The organism is Nostocoides sp. (assembly GCF_037045025.1).
GTDB lineage: Bacteria > Actinomycetota > Actinomycetes > Actinomycetales > Dermatophilaceae > Nostocoides_A.
In genome coordinates this window covers 284,905-300,422 of the sequence record NZ_JBAOHM010000016.1, presented here as the reverse complement: position 1 = coordinate 300,422, position 15,518 = coordinate 284,905, and the positions used below count along the sequence as shown (strand labels likewise).

General features: G+C 69.2%; 18 protein-coding genes, 1 tRNA gene, 1 pseudogene and 1 riboswitch. Of the genes and pseudogenes, 14 read left to right on the top strand and 6 right to left on the bottom strand.

All coding sequences use genetic code 11. The features are described 5' to 3' along the window. Window positions 1-21 precede the first annotated feature (21 nt). Together relB and V9G19_RS23955 are read left to right on the top strand one after the other, a co-directional pair. A complete protein-coding gene (gene relB, locus V9G19_RS23960; RefSeq protein ID WP_462287898.1) occupies window positions 22-249 on the top strand; it encodes a type II toxin-antitoxin system RelB family antitoxin in 228 nt (75 codons plus the stop codon). A 55-nt stretch (window positions 250-304) separates the two neighbouring features. Further along, window positions 305-505, top strand: coding sequence for a type II toxin-antitoxin system RelE family toxin (locus tag V9G19_RS23955; RefSeq protein ID WP_462287897.1), 201 nt, complete (start codon window positions 305-307; stop codon window positions 503-505). Between the two features lie 21 nt (window positions 506-526). Here V9G19_RS23955 and serC read toward each other — a convergent pair whose 3' ends face one another. After that, entirely contained in the window at window positions 527-1,669 is a 1,143-nt protein-coding gene (gene serC, locus V9G19_RS23950) for a phosphoserine transaminase (protein WP_462287896.1), read from the bottom strand. Between the two features lie 63 nt (window positions 1,670-1,732). Further along, a complete protein-coding gene (locus V9G19_RS23945; protein ID WP_462287895.1) occupies window positions 1,733-2,842 on the bottom strand; it encodes a citrate synthase 2 in 1,110 nt (369 codons plus the stop codon). A gap of 123 nt (window positions 2,843-2,965) precedes the next feature. On the opposite strand from V9G19_RS23945, the gene V9G19_RS23940 reads away from it, so the two are divergent. The 4 genes from V9G19_RS23940 to V9G19_RS23925 all read left to right on the top strand — a co-directional run bounded on the left by V9G19_RS23940 (window position 2,966) and on the right by V9G19_RS23925 (window position 6,679). Beyond that, window positions 2,966-3,652, top strand: coding sequence for a pyridoxine/pyridoxamine 5'-phosphate oxidase (locus tag V9G19_RS23940; protein ID WP_462287894.1), 687 nt, complete (start codon window positions 2,966-2,968; stop codon window positions 3,650-3,652). Further along, window positions 3,649-4,896 (top strand): MFS transporter, encoded by a 1,248-nt coding sequence (locus V9G19_RS23935; protein ID WP_462287893.1) that lies wholly within the window; start codon window positions 3,649-3,651, stop codon window positions 4,894-4,896. Before V9G19_RS23940 ends, V9G19_RS23935 begins: the two co-directional genes overlap by 4 nt. A 13-nt stretch (window positions 4,897-4,909) precedes the next feature. After that, window positions 4,910-5,614: a metal-dependent transcriptional regulator gene (locus V9G19_RS23930; RefSeq protein WP_462287892.1), complete on the top strand. Its 705-nt coding sequence runs from the start codon at window positions 4,910-4,912 to the stop codon at window positions 5,612-5,614. A gap of 140 nt (window positions 5,615-5,754) precedes the next feature. After that, window positions 5,755-5,911: riboswitch (cyclic di-AMP (ydaO/yuaA leader) on the top strand. Continuing rightward, window positions 5,909-6,679: a C40 family peptidase gene (locus V9G19_RS23925; protein WP_462287891.1), complete on the top strand. Its 771-nt coding sequence runs from the start codon at window positions 5,909-5,911 to the stop codon at window positions 6,677-6,679. (Overlaps the previous riboswitch by 3 nt.) Before the next feature lie 472 nt (window positions 6,680-7,151). On the opposite strand, the gene V9G19_RS23920 is transcribed toward V9G19_RS23925, so the two are convergent. Continuing rightward, the gene (locus V9G19_RS23920) at window positions 7,152-7,679 is read right to left on the bottom strand and encodes an O-acetyl-ADP-ribose deacetylase (protein ID WP_462288108.1); all 528 of its coding nucleotides are present in this window, start codon (window positions 7,677-7,679) and stop codon (window positions 7,152-7,154) included. On the opposite strand from V9G19_RS23920, the gene V9G19_RS23915 reads away from it, so the two are divergent. Both V9G19_RS23915 and menB read left to right on the top strand, forming a co-directional pair. Next, the gene (locus V9G19_RS23915; protein WP_462287890.1) at window positions 7,663-8,121 is read left to right on the top strand and encodes a PH domain-containing protein; all 459 of its coding nucleotides are present in this window, start codon (window positions 7,663-7,665) and stop codon (window positions 8,119-8,121) included. The genes V9G19_RS23920 and V9G19_RS23915 overlap by 17 nt on opposite strands. Window positions 8,122-8,142: 21 nt before the next feature. After that, entirely contained in the window at window positions 8,143-8,994 is an 852-nt protein-coding gene (gene menB / locus V9G19_RS23910) for a 1,4-dihydroxy-2-naphthoyl-CoA synthase (protein ID WP_462287889.1), read from the top strand. Here menB and V9G19_RS23905 read toward each other — a convergent pair. Then, window positions 8,991-9,422, bottom strand: coding sequence for a GNAT family N-acetyltransferase (locus V9G19_RS23905; RefSeq protein WP_462287888.1), 432 nt, complete (start codon window positions 9,420-9,422; stop codon window positions 8,991-8,993). The genes menB and V9G19_RS23905 overlap by 4 nt on opposite strands. Before the next feature lie 56 nt (window positions 9,423-9,478). Between V9G19_RS23905 and V9G19_RS23900 the strand changes: the two genes are divergently transcribed. Then, on the top strand, window positions 9,479-9,682 hold the full coding sequence (locus V9G19_RS23900) for a hypothetical protein (RefSeq protein ID WP_462287887.1): 204 nt from the start codon (window positions 9,479-9,481) through the stop codon (window positions 9,680-9,682). A gap of 17 nt (window positions 9,683-9,699) precedes the next feature. On the opposite strand, the gene V9G19_RS23895 is transcribed toward V9G19_RS23900, so the two are convergent. Together V9G19_RS23895 and V9G19_RS23890 are read right to left on the bottom strand one after the other, a co-directional pair. Then, window positions 9,700-10,983, bottom strand: coding sequence for an MFS transporter (locus V9G19_RS23895; RefSeq protein WP_462287886.1), 1,284 nt, complete (start codon window positions 10,981-10,983; stop codon window positions 9,700-9,702). Between the two features lie 79 nt (window positions 10,984-11,062). Continuing rightward, window positions 11,063-11,218, bottom strand: a pseudogene (locus tag V9G19_RS23890) (MFS transporter); the annotation flags it as partial. 203 nt (window positions 11,219-11,421) lie between these two features. On the opposite strand from V9G19_RS23890, the gene V9G19_RS23885 reads away from it, so the two are divergent. From V9G19_RS23885 to V9G19_RS23865, 5 genes are all read left to right on the top strand, one after another. Next, window positions 11,422-12,066, top strand: coding sequence for a TetR family transcriptional regulator (locus V9G19_RS23885; RefSeq protein ID WP_462287885.1), 645 nt, complete (start codon window positions 11,422-11,424; stop codon window positions 12,064-12,066). A gap of 145 nt (window positions 12,067-12,211) precedes the next feature. Further along, window positions 12,212-12,607: a hypothetical protein gene (locus V9G19_RS23880; RefSeq protein ID WP_462287884.1), complete on the top strand. Its 396-nt coding sequence runs from the start codon at window positions 12,212-12,214 to the stop codon at window positions 12,605-12,607. A 22-nt stretch (window positions 12,608-12,629) separates the two neighbouring features. Continuing rightward, window positions 12,630-12,702 (top strand) — tRNA-Arg (locus V9G19_RS23875). Window positions 12,703-12,753: 51 nt separating this feature from the next. Beyond that, window positions 12,754-13,926, top strand: coding sequence for a serine hydrolase domain-containing protein (locus V9G19_RS23870; protein ID WP_462287883.1), 1,173 nt, complete (start codon window positions 12,754-12,756; stop codon window positions 13,924-13,926). Between the two features lie 34 nt (window positions 13,927-13,960). Then, window positions 13,961-15,493 carry a biotin carboxylase gene (locus V9G19_RS23865; protein WP_462287882.1) on the top strand — a complete coding sequence of 511 codons (1,533 nt, stop codon included), beginning with the start codon at window positions 13,961-13,963 and terminating at the stop codon, window positions 15,491-15,493. Window positions 15,494-15,518 lie beyond the last annotated feature (25 nt).

The following is a 15,518-nucleotide window of genomic DNA, read 5'->3' as shown; positions in this document are numbered from 1 at the left end:
TCTCGTAGTCAGGAGGAGACGATGGCCACGAGCGTGCGCATCCCGGAAGAGACTCAGCGGCGGCTCGACGCCCTGGCGGAGCGGACGCACCGGTCCCGGTCGTTCTACCTGCGGGAGGCGATCGAGCGTGGTCTGCCTCAGGTTGAGTGGGAGTACGACATCGCGCAACGGGTCACCGAGGTTCGTTCCGGGGCGGTGGCGACCGAGCCCCTGGCGGAGGTGGTGGCCGAACTTGGCTTGGACGATTGAGCTACACCCCGATGCGGCGAAGCAGTTGCGCAGCTTGGCGCGCACGGATCGGCCGATGGCCAAGCGGATCACCGACTACCTGGTCGACATCGAGCGGTTGGAGGACCCTCGTGCCCGAGGGAAGGGCCTGACCGGTGCGTTGACGGGGTTGTGGCGCTACCGGATCGGCGACTGGCGGGTTGTCGTGGACAGCGACGACAACCGCATGGTCATCGTGGCCCTCGACATCGAGCACCGGTCGCGGGCCTACAGATGACCGCTACCACCGCAGCTTCGGTTAACCCAGCCGATCGAGGATGTAGTCGATGGCGCCGGTCAGGCGGGTGATGTCGTCCGGGTCGACGGCGGGGAACATCGCGATCCGCAGCTGGTTGCGGCCGAGCTTGCGATAGGGCTCGGTGTCGACGATCCCGTTGGCGCGCAACACTTTCGCGATCGCGGCGGCATCGACCCCCTCGGCGAAGTCGATCGTCCCAACCACGTGTGATCGGGCTGTCGGGTCGGCGACGAAGGGCGTGGCCACCGGGGACTTCTCGGCCCAGTCATACAGCCGGGTGGAGGAGGCGGCGGTGCGGGCGGTGGTGAACGGCATACCGCCGCCTTCGTTCATCCAGCGCAGTTGCTCGGCCAGCAATGCGAGCGTGGCGACCGCGGGCGTGTTGTAGGTCTGGTTCTTGCGGGAGTTGTCGATCGCCGTCGGCAGGCTGAAGAAGTCGGGCACCCAGCGCCCGCGAGCGGCGATCTCCTCGACCCTGGCCAGCGCGGCGGGGGAGAAGAGCGCGAGCCACAGCCCGCCGTCGGAGGCGAAACACTTCTGCGGGGCGAAGTAGTAGACATCGGCCTGGCTCACGTCGACCGGCAACCCGCCCGCCCCCGAGGTCGCGTCGATGAGGACGAGCGCATCGGCGTCGGCCCCGGCCACCCGCTGGACCGGCGCCATCACGCCGGTCGAGGTTTCGTTGTGCGGCCAGGCATAGACATCCACCCCCTCTTCGCCGTATGCCGCAGCCACCGTCCCCGGCTCGGCGCGCACGACCGTCGGCTCGCCGAGGAAGGGCGCCGCCGCGGTCACGCTCGCGAACTTGCTGGAGAACTCCCCGAAGGCCAGGTGCTGGGCCCGGTCGCGGACCAGGCCGAAGGCGGCGATATCCCAAAAGGCCGTCGAGCCGCCGTTGCCGAGGATCACCTCGTAGCCGTCGGGGAGCTCGAACAGCGCCGTCAGGCCCTCGCGGACCGCGCCCACCAGGTTTTTGACCGGCGCCTGCCGGTGCGAGGTGCCGAGCACTGACGTGCCGATCTCGGCGAGAGCGGCCAGCTGTTCGGGCCGGATCTTGGACGGGCCGCAGCCGAATCGGCCGTCGGCGGGCCGCAGGTCGTCGGGAAGGCGCAGGTCGGCGATCGAGGTGCTCACGCATCCCATACAAGCAAATGGCCGTTGTCGCCGGGCAGGCGGTCCACCTGGGCCGCCTGCCGGGCGCCGCGGTCAGTGCCCCCGGCGGGGTTTGAAGCCCTTGACCTCCGACAACGGCCGCGGCCGGGGCCCGATGTATTTCGAGGACGGACGGATCAGCCGGCCGGTCTTCTTCTGCTCCAAGATGTGCGCCGACCAACCGGCGGTGCGGGCGGAGGCAAATAGCGGGGTCATCATCTCGGCCGGGACCTCGGCGAAGTCGAGCAGCACCGCGGCCCAGTAGTCGACGTTGGTCTCCATCTTGCGCTCGGGGTGACGCTCGGCCAGGGCGGCGATCGCGGCCTTTTCCAACTCCAACGCGACCTCGTAGCGCGGGGCGCCGAGCCGCTTGCAGGTGTCGCGCATGACCGCCGCCCGGGGGTCGTAGGCGCGGTAGACGCGGTGACCGAAGCCCATCAGCCGCTCCCCGCGGTCGAGGACGTCCTTGACGTACTTCTCGGCGTTGCCGGTCTGCTCGACCCCTTCGATCATGTGCTGGGCCCGCGACGGCGCGCCGCCGTGCAACGGGCCCGACAGGGCGCCCACGGCACCGGAGAGGCAGGCGGCGACGTCGGCGCCGGTGGAGGCGATCACCCGGGCGGTGAACGTCGAGGCGTTCATACCGTGCTCGGCCGCGGTGATGAAGTAGGCGTCGATCGCCTCGACGTGCTTGGGGTCGGGCTCCTCCCGCCAGCGGATCATGAATCGCTCGACGATCGTGCGGCCCTCGTCGACCCGCGCCTGCGGGACCATCGGGCGGCCCTGGCCGTGAGCCGACTGGGCGATGAACGACATTGTCATGACCGCGGCGCGGGCGAGGTCTTCGCGCACTTCCTCGGGGCTGATGTCGAGCACCGGCTTGAATCCCCACAGCGGGGCCAGCTGGGTCAGCGCCGACTGGACGTCGACCCGGATGTTGCCGGTGTGCACCGGCAGCGGGAACGGCTCGGCGGGTGGCAACCCGGGGTCCATCTCGTTGTCGACCAGCAGACCCCAGACCTGCCCGAAGCTGACGCGCCCGACGAGGTCTTTGATGTCGACGCCCCGGTAGCGCAGGGCTCCGCCCTCTTTGTCGGGCTCGGCGATCTCGGACTCGAACGCGACGACACCCTCTAGCCCGTGCTTGACCTCGTTGTCGCTCATGCAAACCCCGTCCTTGGTGGTTGGTGCCGGTTCTCGGCGTCCCTATTCTGCACAACCCGGCGGACATCGCGGTATCGATCTCTGCCGTCGGCCCCTGTGGGTCGCACTCCGTAGGCTCGGCTCATGGTGGACAGGCAGGCAGTGCAGGCCGACGGCCCAGGGGAGGGCCTGACCGAGGCGGCGGCCCCGACCGCGCCGCTCGCGCTGCTCACGGCCTGGGTGGATGCGGCGGTCGCGCGCGGAGGGGAGCGCGGCGACGGCCCCGGGGCGGTGAGCATGGCGCTGGCCACCGTCGATGCGTCGGGCGCGCCCAATGTGCGCCCGGTGATGCTGCGCTTCCTCACCGCCGATGGCCCGGCGTTCGTCACCGATCTCGGCTCGACCAAGGCGGCGGAGTTGGCCGCCAACCCCGCGGCCGCGCTGACCTTGGCCTGGCCGGCGATGTTCCGCTCGATCCGCTTCCGAGGCCGGGTCCGCGACGTCGAGCCCGACCTGATCGCCGACTACTTCCGCAGCCGCCCGTGGCAGGCGCGGATCGCCGCGTGGGCGTCGGCCCAGTCCGAGCCGATCGCCGACCGGAGCGCTCTGGAGAGTGCGTATGCCGCCGCGGCCGCCCGCTGGCCGGACACCGGCTCACCGGGCGATGTGCCACTGCCTGCGCGCTGGGGCGGCTACCGCCTCATCCCCGACGAGGTCGAGTTCTGGGCGGGGCGCGCCAGTGGGTTGCACGACCGGATCGCCTACTCCCGGGCCGGTGCCGGAACGATGGCCGACCCAGGCGCGTGGCGGCGCCACCGGCGCCAACCGTGACCGACTCCGGCCCGACCGAGGACGCGGGCGGCGAGCCGTTCCGGCTGCGATCGGTGGCCGTCGCGGCATACGGGCCGACGATCTTGGAGGCGATCGGGTATGGCGCGGCGGTCCCCGTCGTGCCGCTGCTCGCCCGTGACCTCGGCGCCAGCGTCGGTATGGCCGCCCTGACCGCGGCGCTGCTCGGCGTCGGGCAGGTGGCGACGTCCCTACCCGCGGGAACCTTCATCGAGCGCTGCGGCGAGCGGCGGGCGATGCTCATCGCGGCGGCTGCCGGCGCAATCGCGATGGCGGCCGCGGGCAGCGCCCGGCAGCTGGTGGTGCTCGCGCTCGCGGTGACCGTGATCGGCATGACGTGGAGCGTCTTCCTGCTCGCCCGGCAGGGCTTCATGATCGACGCCGTGCCGGTCGCCATGCGGGCGCGGGCGCTGTCTACCCTCGGCGGAAGCCATCGCGTGGGCCTGTTTGCCGGTCCGCTGATCGCGGCGCCGGTGATCGCCCACTGGGGGATGCGGGCCGCCTTCGTCATCGGCGTCGCCGCGGCCGGGCTCGCCAGCGCGCTCATCATTCGCGTGCCCGATCTCGGCGGCTCGGCCCGGGCGGCGGCCCGCGAACAGCCCGCCACGATCGGGCAGGTGCTGCGCGCCCACCGGCACACCCTGGCGACGGTTGGGGCCGCCGCCACGACATTGTCGGCGCTGCGCGGCATCCGGCTGTCCGTCCTGCCGTTGTGGTGCGATCACGTCGGGCTGGAGCCGGCCCAGGTCTCGGTGCTCTTCGCGATCGCCGCGGCGGTCGAGATCGGGCTATTCTATCCCGCCGGCTGGGTCATGGATCGCTATGGCCGCGCCTTCGTTGCCGTGCCGACGGCCGTCGTCCTCGGGTCCGGGCTGGCGCTGCTTCCGTTGACCGGTGCCTTCGCCAGCGTGTTGGTCGTCGCGGTCGTCATGGCGATCGGCAACGGCTTGGGATCGGGCATCGTGATGACCCTGGGGGCCGATACCGCCCCGGTTGTGCACCGGGCCAAATACCTCGGCGGCTGGCGGCTGTGCGGCGACCTCGGCTTCAGCGGTGGGCCGCTGCTGGTGAGCGGGCTGACCGGCCTGATCTCGCTGGCTGCCACCAGCGTGACCGTCGGCGTCGCGGGCGTGCTTGCGGGCGGCTGGGTGCTGCGGGTCGTCCACCGGCTCGACCGCGCCCGGGCAAGCGGGAGTCGTGGCGGGTCCAGCGACCTGCCCGGATGAGAGGATTCGCCCTGTGAGTGATCTGATCGACACCACGGAGATGTATCTGAAGACCATCTTCGAGCTCGAGGAAGAGGGCATCCCGGCGTTGCGTGCCCGGATCGCCGAGCGTTTGGGCCACTCCGGCCCGACGGTGTCGCAGACGATCGCGCGCATGGAGCGCGACGGGCTGGTCTCCCTCTCCGGCGATCGGCAGCTCGCGTTCACCGAGCAGGGCCGGCTCACTGCGACCCGGGTGATGCGCAAACACCGGCTCGCCGAGCGGCTGCTCGTCGACGTCATCGGGTTGGAGTTGCAGTTCGTCCACGCGGAGGCGTGCCGATGGGAGCACGTGATCTCCGAGCGGGTGGAGCGCAAGATCTTCGGGCTGCTCGGCAACGATCACACCTCCCCCTATGGCAACCCGATCCCCGGGTTGGACGAGTTGGGGGACACCGACGACGTCGAGCCCTTCCGCCTCGGTCTGGTCACCCTGACCGAGGCGGTCGACGACGGCGGCCGCCAGGTGCTCGTGCGCCGCATTGGCGAGCCGGTCCAGACCGATCCGGAGTCGCTCGCCCTGCTCACCACGGCCGGTGTGGTCCCGGGCGGGCAGGTGCTCGTCCGGCGTGAGGAGGAGCGCATCGTGGCGGTGGGCGAGGGGTTGCCGCCGGCCGAGGGCGTCTCCTTGCCGGAGGACATCGCCGGGCACGTCTTCTGCGTCGTCGTGCCCCACTGACGCCCCCGCGTGAGCAGCGCCACGGTGCCCGCCGTGACCGGAATGTGACAATCTCGCCGGTGCAGGTGTAGTTTGCAAAGCGTCCTTCCCCCGAGGACCCCGCCCCGGATCGCCGAGTCCTACCATGTCCGGGCCCGGGACATTGATCACCGCTGGTAGGAGCGGGGGAACCACTTCCGGGGCCACGGCCCCTTGGGGTGAAGCTCCGCGCGGCGCCACGATGTGGCCGCGCGGGCCGGGCAACGCCACCTCGCCCGAACCCGACAGCTCACCTCGTAGGCGCTGGAGGTCGCTGTGTCTTCATATGTCGGGCGCCACCGCGCCTCCCGTTCCCCTCTCCCGTATGCCGCTGCCAGCGCCGGCGCCGTCCGCACCGGTGCCGTGCTCGCGGCGACCGGTGGCCTGGTCGTCGCGATGGCGGCCTCCCCGGCCCAGTCCGCCCCGGCCGGACGGATCGACGGTGCCGCCCCCTCGGCCGGACCGGTCGCGCTGACCGCCCCCTCTGCCGGGCCTAAGGCCACGAGCTTCGGGGTCATCGGCGTGACCGCCGTCGCCAAGCCCAAGCCGAAACCCAAGCCCAAGCCGGCTCCCGTTGTCGCCGCGCCGGCCGCCCCGGTGGCCACGGCCGCCGCCTCCCGCAGCACGACTACGCGGTCGACGACGAGCGGCACCACCTCGACAACATCGGCCCCCACCAAACCGACCAATCCGCCGCCCCAGGCGCCCCCGCCGCCCGCTGCCGGCGGCGTGCTCGCCATCGCGGCGCGCTATCTCGGCACCCCATACGTTTACGGCGGCTCCACGCCCGCCGGGTTCGACTGCTCGGGCTTTACGATGTATGTCTTCGCCCAGGTCGGCATCTCGCTGCCCCGCACGGCAGCGGGCCAGCAGGCGGCGGCCACGCCGGTGTCCAGCCCGCAGCCCGGCGACCTGGTCTTCTTCGGCTACCCCGCCTACCACGTGGGCATCTACGCCGGCAACGGCATGATGTATGACTCGCCCCGCACCGGCCTGTCGGTCAGCCTGCGCTCGATTTGGGGCGGCGCCAGCTACGGCAGACCGTGATAGCTTCCGATCCACCGAAGTGCGCCAGCTGACTCGATGAGTTAGGTGAATGGCGTGGTGGCCGGGTCGAGCGGAGCGTGTCGGTACGCCTGGTGACGATAACCGTGCCGCCCGGGTCCTCTCGATTGGCGGGGCCTGGTCAGCGACGACCCGATCAGCTACACGGTCGCAGTCGACCGGGTCTATGCCGGTCAGGTGCCGGCGACCGCCACGGTCGTGACCGCGCGTGAGGGCGGTTCCTGCGGCGCCGAGGTCACGGAGGGCGCCAGCTATGTCTTCCTCCCCAGGCTGGACGCCGGCAGTTGCCGGATCGAGCTGTGCCGCGGCGGCCGGCCGGCAAGCGACCGCGCGAAGGTCGAGGCCATCACCGGTGGCCGGCGACTTCGAGAAGACCCGCTTCGTCGTGCCCCGCTCCCAGGTGCCACCGGGCGAGTGGGATCCGGCGACCATGACCGTCACCGAGACCGACGGTTCAACGGCGCTGCCCTAGCGCCTCCTCGAACGCGCGGGTGGCCTCGGCGCCAAAGGTGACGAACCGGATCCGGTCGAGCGTGTCCCGCTCGGCGATGTGCCCCAGGGCCACGTCCATGGCGATCGCGGCGACCTCGGTCACGTCCCAGCCATACACGCCGGCACCGATCGCCGGGAAGGCGATGCTGCGCGCCCGCAGCCCGCGGGCGACGGCCAGGCTGTTGGCGAAACACCGCCGCAGCACCGCCGGATCGGTCTGTCCCGCGCGCCGGTTCGGGCCGACTGTGTGCACCACCCACTTCGCCTTGAGCTTAAACCCCGGCGTCGCCACCGCGTCACCCGGTGGCAGCCCCTCGGGCAGCGTCGAGGCGCGCAACTCCCGGCAGGCGGCGAGCAACTCCGGCCCCGCCGCACGGTGAATGGCTCCGTCGACCCCGCCGCCGCCGAGCAGCGAGGAGTTGGCCGCGTTGACGATCGCGTCCACCTTCTGCGTGGTGATGTCGCCCTCGGCGATGTCGATCCTGCCCATGCTCATGTCTTTACCGTATGCCGCGGGCGTATCGTGCGCCTGGAAAGCGGCGAGCGGGAAGGACGCGACGATGACCGAGGACGAGGTCTACTACGACAAGAAGGACCAACTGCAGATCGTCCGCAACAGCCTGCTACCCGGCGAGACGGTCTTTGCGGTCTATGACGGCAAGGACGTCGGCACCGGCTTCATCGGGCTCACGGATAAGCGGGTCATCTTGCAGGACAACAGCTTCGCTGGCGGCCGGGTGGCTGTGACGTCGATCCCCTACGACAAGATCACGGCGATCTCCTATGCCTCGAACGCCTCGGTCTTCGGGCGATTCACCGAGGAGACGACGGTGGCGATCCACACCTCGCACACGGCATACGAGATCCTGCTTCGGGGCTCGGACAAGGCCAAGCACACCCACGACGTGATCCTCCACTACATGGTGAACTGAGCGCCCCATAGGCTGGCCGGTATGCCGCCCGAAGACCTCGACCCTGTCACCTGGATGCCCGCAGCCGACTACGAGGACATCCGCTACGAGCACAGCGGCGACGGGATCGGTAAGATCACGATCAATCGGCCGCAGGTGCGCAACGCCTTTCGCCCGCAGACGCTGATGGAGATCTCCGAGGCGCTCACGCTCGCCCGCGAGGACGGCTCGATTGGCGTGATCATCCTCACCGGCGAGGGCCCGGACGCGTTCTGCTCCGGCGGCGATCAACGGGTGCGCGGCGACACCGGCTATCTGACCGAGCCCGGCAGGGCCGGCGCTGTGGGCCGCTTCCACGTCACCGATCTGCACATCCAGATGCGCCGTATGCCGAAGCCGATCATCGCCATGGTCGCCGGCTATGCGATTGGCGGCGGCCACGTGTTGCACCTGGTCTGCGACCTGACCGTCGCCGCCGACAACGCGAAGTTCGGGCAGGTCGGCCCCAAGGTGGGCTCCTTCGACGGTGGCTTTGGCGCCGGGCTGCTCGCCGAGATGGTCGGGGTCAAGAAGGCCAAGGAAATCTGGTTCCTCTGCGAGCAGTACTCCGCCGAGGAGGCCCTCGAGATGGGCATGGTCAACAAGGTGGTCCCGCTCGCCGACCTCGAGGCGCAGACCGTCGCCTGGGCCCGCCGGATGTTGACGATGTCGCCGTTCGCGTTGCGGCTGATGAAGGCCAGCTTCAATGCCGCCGAGGACGGCATCTCGGGCATCCAGCAGCTGGCCCACGACGCGAACCTGCTGTTCTATTCCACCGACGAGGCCAAGGAAGGCCGGGAGGCCTACAAGGCCAAGCGGCGCCCGGAGTTCGAGAAATTCCCCAAGCGGCCCTAATCTGGTTGGCACAGTGGCATTTTGAAGCCGGAGTGAGTCTGCTCGAAGCCTCGTTCCGCATAGAAGCGGTGGGTGTCGGTGCGGCTGGCATCCGAGGTCAGGTGGAGCATCGTCGCGCCCTCCTGGCGCGCCCGGTCGATGGCCCACGCGAATAGCTGTCTACCGACGCTCTGTCCACGCAGGCGGCCGGCGCGCGCGAGGCCGGGCTGGAAGGACAATTGGAGGGCCGCGACCACCTCCCCCCTCGTGTTCGCCGACAACGAGCAGCTCGAAGGGGTCGCGTTCGATGTGGACAAAAGCGCGTCTGCCGCATCATCCGGCTCCCGCTCTCGGCGCGCCCCGAGCGGGTCGTCCCGCAGCAGGGCGACGATGGCCGGCACGTCGCGGGCCTCGGCCCGGCGGAAAGAGATTCGCGAAGGTGTCGGCATACCGGCCATGGTGGGCCACGCATGGTGGCCGGCCGGGCGAGCGTAGCCTTAGCGGTATGGCGCGTCCCGCATCCGGAACCGTGATGGTCCTGCTCGTTGCCTTGTCCTTGGCGGCGCTTGGCACGGTGCTGGTGATTGCCATGTGGGACAACCGGCCGGTGGCCATCTCGCTGCTCGCCATCATGGCGATCGGCATCCTCGCCATGGCCAACGGCGCCCGGCAGGCTCGCAACTACGACCGCACCCATCCGCGCCGCTGAGGCCGGAAGCACAGACCTCAGCGCGAGTTCGCGAACCGCTCCTCGCCCTCGTCCTGGAGGGATTCGGGGGAGAGGGTGGCCATGGAGTCGAGGAACTCCTGCTCGGCCTCGTGCCGCGGGGTGTCATTGGTGGTGCGCAGCGGGACCGACGTGATCAACGCCGTGGCGACGAAGACGAGCGCGAGGATTGGCAGGCCGATGAGGAAGACCTCGTGCAGGCGTTCGGCCAGGCCCATCCGGACCGCCTCGGCGACCGGCGCGGGCAGCTTGGCCATGACGGTGGGATCGAGAACCGAGCCGGCGCCAATCTGCTGACCGGAAGCCTCGGCGGCCTTGGCCGCGGCCGGGGTCAGATGGCTGAGGATCGCCACGTGCAGGCCCGACGTCATGACGGTCCCAAAGATCGCGATCCCCACGGTGGACCCGACATTGCGGAAAAACTGTGTCGACGCGGTAGCGATGCCCAAATCCGCACGGGCAGAAGCGTTCTGCACGAGCAGAGTGTATTGCTGCATACACAGACCCAGGCCGACGCCGATGACGACCATGGCCACGGTGAGTTGACCGGAGGTGGCCGTGTGCGTCAGGCGCGTGAGTAGCCAGATGCCGGCGGCCATGATCGCGACACCGGCGAGCATGATGCCCTTGTAGCGCCCGGTCTTGGTGATGACCTGGCCGGCGAGGATGCCGCAGACGATCAGGCCGAGCATGAGCGGCAGCAGGATCAGGCCGGAGTTGGTGGCGTTGACGCCGATGACGCCCTGGGCATAGACGGGGATATAGATGATCGCACCGAACATCACCATGGCGATGCCGAAGGCGGCGGTATTGGACAGCGTGAAGACCTGGTTCTTGAACAGGCGCAGCGGCAGAATCGGCTCTGCGGCACGGGATTCCGCCCAGACGAAGGCGGCGAGGAAGAGCGCGCCCACGGCATACAGGCCGAGGATGACGCCCGAGGACCACGCGTAGGTCGTGCCGCCCCAGCTCGTGGCGAGCAGGATCGCGACCAAGGCCGGCGTCAAGGTGGCGATGCCGGCGACGTCGATCGCGGCGTCGCGGCGCTGGTGAGCCAGGTGCAGGAAACGGAAGACCACAGCGGTGGCGGCGATGCCGAACGGGATCGAGGCCCAAAACAGCCAGCGCCAGCCGAGGTGGTCGGTGATCCAGCCACCGGCGAGCGGGCCGGCGACCGAGGTGACGCCGAAGACGGCGCCCATGATTCCCTGATATTTGCCCCTGTGCCGCGGGGGAATGATGTCGCCGATGATGGTCTGCGCCAACGGCATCACGGTGCCCATGCCGAGGCCCTGGATGGCGCAGGCCGGCGACGAGGGACCAGAAGTTCGGGGCCAGCCCGCAGACGAGCGAGCCGAGCATGAAGACGACCAGGCCGGCGAGATAGAAGCCGCGGCGGCCATAGAGGTCGGAGAACTTGCCGACGATCGGGACGGTGATCGCGGAGACGAGCATGGCCGCGGTGGCCACCCAGGAGTAGTGCTCCATGCCACCGAGCTCGGCGACGATGCGCGGCATCGCGGGGCCGACGATGGTCTGGCTGATCGAGGCGACGAACATGCCGAGCATGAGGCCGATGAAGATGCGCTTGCCGGTCGCATCGAGGTGGAACTCGGCCAGGTCCTGGCGGTCCACGGAGGGTGCGGGATTGGTCACGCGACCAGGCTAGAGAAAAGTTTGCAGACTATGCAAGTTTGCAGATCCTGCAGTATGCTGTCCCCATGCCGCCCGCCTCGCCCATCCTGGATGTGCTCTCCGTCCAGCCCGACGCCGAAGCGAATTGCGGTCTGCGCGAACGCAAAAAGATCGAGACCCGGCGCGCGATCCACCGGGCCGCGATCGAACTCGCCCACGAGGGTGGTCTCGACGCGCTCACGGTCGACGCGATCGCCGAGCGGGCAGGCGTGTCGCCGCGGACGTTCTTCAACTATTTCCCGGTCAAGGACGACGCCCTCGTGGGCGCCGGCGCGGAAGACCTCGACCAACTCCGTGCCTACGTCGCCGCGCGCCCGGCGTCCGAGTCTCCGCGCGCCGTCGTGCGGGCCCTGGCCCTGGACCGGGTGACTGCTCTGGAGCGTGACACTCGGACCTGGGAGATGCGCCGGGAGTTGACCCAACGCGAGCCGAGCATCGGCCTGCGCTTCCTCGGGGTGTATGCCCGCGCCGACCGCGCCGTCGTCGAGGCGCTGATCGCCCGGGCCGAGAAGGCCGCTGGGGGCCGGTTGGATGCCGATGCCCAGTTGCGCGTCTCGGTCGAGGCGTATGCCGCCCTGGGCGCCTTCCGCGCCGCCTTCCGCGCGTATCTCTCCGGCGTGCACGACGCCACCTTCGCCGACCTGGTCGAGCGCGCCTTCGCTCTCCTGTAGCCCGCGCACAGCCGACTATAAAAAAGACGGCCATGACCTGGGCGATCAGGACCTTGGCAACCATGATCACCGGGAACAGCAGGGCATACCCCTGGCGATCCGCTGGTCGGGCATCCGTTCGAACGCAAACGCATACGGACCGGGATTGGAGCTGACTGCCGGTCAGCACGCCGAGGGTGCGGGCCGTGCCGAAGCGGGCGACATACCGCACGCCAAGGATGATGAGCGCGGCGTGGGTGAAAGAGGTGAGCAGCACGACGAGCGCGACTTGACGACGAACGGCTGGATCTTCTCCTGGTCTTTCCGGCAGCGGGCGGGCCGCGCCGAGCCGGAAGACGACGATGCAGGCAACGATGGTCAAGGCGACCGTGATCGGATACCCGATCGCGTAGCCGACCAACGAACCGCCGACGCGTGCGGCTGCCTGATCACCCCCGTTGGTCGCGAACTCCTCTGGATTACACAGAGGGCCGCCGTGGCGGTTCCGGTGCCGGCGAAGACCAGGCAGGGTCTAAGGAGGGCCGCCCGGACCCTAAACTAGGGGGGCTGGCACGCCAGCCCCCGCCCTCGTAGCTCAGGGGATAGAGCACCGCTCTCCTAAAGCGGGTGTCGCGCGTTCGATTCGCGCCGAGGGCACCGCGGCCGGCCCCGTCGACTTCCGGCGCTGACCGGAGTAGAAATCCCCCCATGGACTTCGGCGAGCGAGCGGCGAGCAACGCCGCAGCGCTCGTCGGACCGCGGCTGGTCACGGTCAGTCGTGGTGACGGGCCGGTCCAACCGTTGCCGACCGCCGAGGGCACTGAGCTGCCCGCGATCTCGCTGGCCTGCTCGGACGGGACGATCCGCACGCTCGCCGACGTCGTGCGGCGCACCCATACCGACGCCCTGCTCGTGGTGCGAGAGTCGGAGGTGGTGGCCCACTACGAACGCGTGCCCGCCAGCCTGCATTCGCCGCATCTGGTGATGTCGGTCAGCAAGTCGGTCGTCGGTTGTGTTGCGGCGCGGCTGCTGGACGATGGGACGCTCACCGAGAGCACGCGGGTTGTGGAGGTCGTTCCGGAGCTGGCCGGCGGGTATCGGGAGGCCACCGTCCGACACCTGCTGGATATGCGCACCGCAGTCGACTACGACGAGCACCAGGACCTCTCCGCGCGCGGCCGAGTCCTCGCTCAAGTCATGTACGAGCCGCCACAGGCATGGACCTGCACGGATTCCATCTACGACTACCTCCGGCGGCTGGGTGAAGTCGGGAAGCCAGGCGGGCCGTTTTGCTACCGATCCACCGACACGGACGCACTCGGCTGGGTCATCGAACGCGCAACCGGAAGCTCGATGATCGACCTGATCTCGCAGCTGATCATCGCCCCGCTCGGCCTGGAGCAGGACGGGGCGATGGTCGTCGACGCCTACGGGACGCCGGCGCACTCGGGCGGCCTGCTGCTCTGTGCGCGCGACCTGACCCGGTTCGCGCTCATGCTGCTCAACGCCGGGACGGCCGGGGGGCGTCAGGTCGTGCCAGTCCGCTTCCTGCGCGACGTCCGCCGTGGCGACAGCGACTCGGTCGCGGCCATGCGCCAGGCCGCGGTCAACCGCGGTCACGCCGACCTCGCTGCCGGCAGCCGGGCAATCTACCGTTCCCAGTTCTGGGTGCCCGAGCAAGGCGGCACCCGGCTGCTCTGTCTCGGTATTCACGGTCAACTCGTCGTCGTCGACTACGACGCCAGAATGGTCGCCGTCAAGCTCTCGTGGTGGCCGACGCCGCAAGACCCCGGGCTGTTCCACGACTCGGTCGCCACCGTCGACGCGCTGATCACGGCGACCCGCCACAGTCCCGGAGCGGTCCTCCCGCTTGTCCGCTAAACCCTGTCCACCTCCACCGCGCGAAAGGAACGCCATGACCGACTCAGCCGCCACGGACAACGCCGCAACCGAGTCAGCGGCGACGGAGAGCTATCGGCACTCCCTGGCCGGGCACGGGCTGCGCAATCTCTCCGAGATCCGAACCTTCTTCCGCACCAACGAAACCCCGGTCTTCTTTGTCGGTGCGACGGCCTTCAATCTGCTCGGGATCGACCGGTGGGTGCGCAACTTCTCGTTCATCGTCTTCTATGACTCCTGGGACGGCTTCCACCCGCGCGCGTTCGCGCCACCGCCGATCGAGCACGAGGAGTTCACCAGCGGTGAGGACATCAACAACTACCTGCTCACTCATCCCGCGGTGATCCGGCACATCAACGGCGCCGCCGAGGCCAGCGGGGAGCGGCCCAAGATCGCCATGGTCTTCTTCAACGAGGAGACCGAGCGGCTCTGCTGGGAGCAGGGCTGGGACCTGATCCTGCCCCCCTACGAGCTACGCAACCGGTTGGACTCCAAGCTCGAGACCACCCGCCTGGGCAACGAGGCGGGCGCGCCGTCGGTCCCCAACGTCATGGCGACCGTCGAGAGCTACGCCGACCTGCAGCGGCAGTGCGCAGCGGCGCGTCTGGGGGACGACCTGGTGATCCAAGCGGCATACGGCGACTCCGGCAAGACCACGTTCTTCATTGCCTCGGAGAGCGATTGGAACAAGTACGCGACCGAGATCGTGGGTGAGGAGGTCAAGATCATGAAGCGGATCAACAACAAGGCGGTCGCCGTCGAGGCGGTCAACACCAAGCACGGGACGATCGTCGGCCCGTTTATGACCGACCTGACCGGCTTCCCCGAGCTGACGCCCTATCGCGGCGGCTGGTGTGGCGACGACCTGAGCCCGGACTCCCTAACAACCAGTCAACGCACCCGGGCGTTGGAGCACGTGCGCCGCCTCGGCGACCGGCTGCGCCAGGAGGGCTACAAGGGCTACTTCGAGGTCGACGTCCTCGTGGACACCGACACCGACGAGGTCTACCTCGGCGAACTCAACCCGCGCTTCTCCGGCGTCACGTCGATGACCAACGTCACGGCCGGTGCGTATGCCGACGTCCCCCTCTTCCTTTTCCACCTGCTCGACCACATCGACATCGACTACGACCTCGATGTCGACGAGATCAACGCCCGCTGGCTCGAACTCGCCGCGATTGACGACTGGAGCCAGCTGATCATGAAGACCTCCGACCCGACGATCCGGTTCATCACCGATGCGCCCAGCACCGGCGTCTATGCGTTCGACCCCGATGGGGTGCTGCAATACCGCCGTCCCGGGCTGGACTGGCACAGCCTCGCCGACAGCAACGAGGCGTTTTTCCTGCGCGTCTACGGCAAGGGCGACTATCTCTTCAAAGGCGCCGATCTCGGCATCCTGGTGACCAAGAACCGGATGCAGACCGAGGACAAGACGCTCACGCCGTTAGCGCGCGAATTCATCACCGGCATCTCCGAGCGGTATGCCGCCACGCCGCTCGCCGAGACCGCTCCCCAGCCGGCGAACCTGCTCGCGTATCTGAAGTAGCCGAGATCAGTGGCCGAGATCCGTG

Coding starts and splice junctions, on each gene's coding strand:
- relB (WP_462287898.1), top strand. CDS start 22: ATGGCCACGAGCGTGCGCATCCCGGAAGAGACTCAGCGGCGGCTCGAC.
- V9G19_RS23955 (WP_462287897.1), top strand. CDS start 305: ATGGCCAAGCGGATCACCGACTACCTGGTCGACATCGAGCGGTTGGAG.
- serC (WP_462287896.1), bottom strand. CDS start 1,669: ATGGGATGCGTGAGCACCTCGATCGCCGACCTGCGCCTTCCCGACGAC.
- V9G19_RS23945 (WP_462287895.1), bottom strand. CDS start 2,842: ATGAGCGACAACGAGGTCAAGCACGGGCTAGAGGGTGTCGTCGCGTTC.
- V9G19_RS23940 (WP_462287894.1), top strand. CDS start 2,966: ATGGTGGACAGGCAGGCAGTGCAGGCCGACGGCCCAGGGGAGGGCCTG.
- V9G19_RS23915 (WP_462287890.1), top strand. CDS start 7,663: ATGTCGATCCTGCCCATGCTCATGTCTTTACCGTATGCCGCGGGCGTA.
- V9G19_RS23920 (WP_462288108.1), bottom strand. CDS start 7,679: ATGGGCAGGATCGACATCGCCGAGGGCGACATCACCACGCAGAAGGTG.
- menB (WP_462287889.1), top strand. CDS start 8,143: ATGCCGCCCGAAGACCTCGACCCTGTCACCTGGATGCCCGCAGCCGAC.
- V9G19_RS23905 (WP_462287888.1), bottom strand. CDS start 9,422: ATGCCGACACCTTCGCGAATCTCTTTCCGCCGGGCCGAGGCCCGCGAC.
- V9G19_RS23900 (WP_462287887.1), top strand. CDS start 9,479: ATGGCGCGTCCCGCATCCGGAACCGTGATGGTCCTGCTCGTTGCCTTG.
- V9G19_RS23895 (WP_462287886.1), bottom strand. CDS start 10,983: ATGGGCACCGTGATGCCGTTGGCGCAGACCATCATCGGCGACATCATT.
- V9G19_RS23885 (WP_462287885.1), top strand. CDS start 11,422: ATGCCGCCCGCCTCGCCCATCCTGGATGTGCTCTCCGTCCAGCCCGAC.
- V9G19_RS23870 (WP_462287883.1), top strand. CDS start 12,754: ATGGACTTCGGCGAGCGAGCGGCGAGCAACGCCGCAGCGCTCGTCGGA.
- V9G19_RS23865 (WP_462287882.1), top strand. CDS start 13,961: ATGACCGACTCAGCCGCCACGGACAACGCCGCAACCGAGTCAGCGGCG.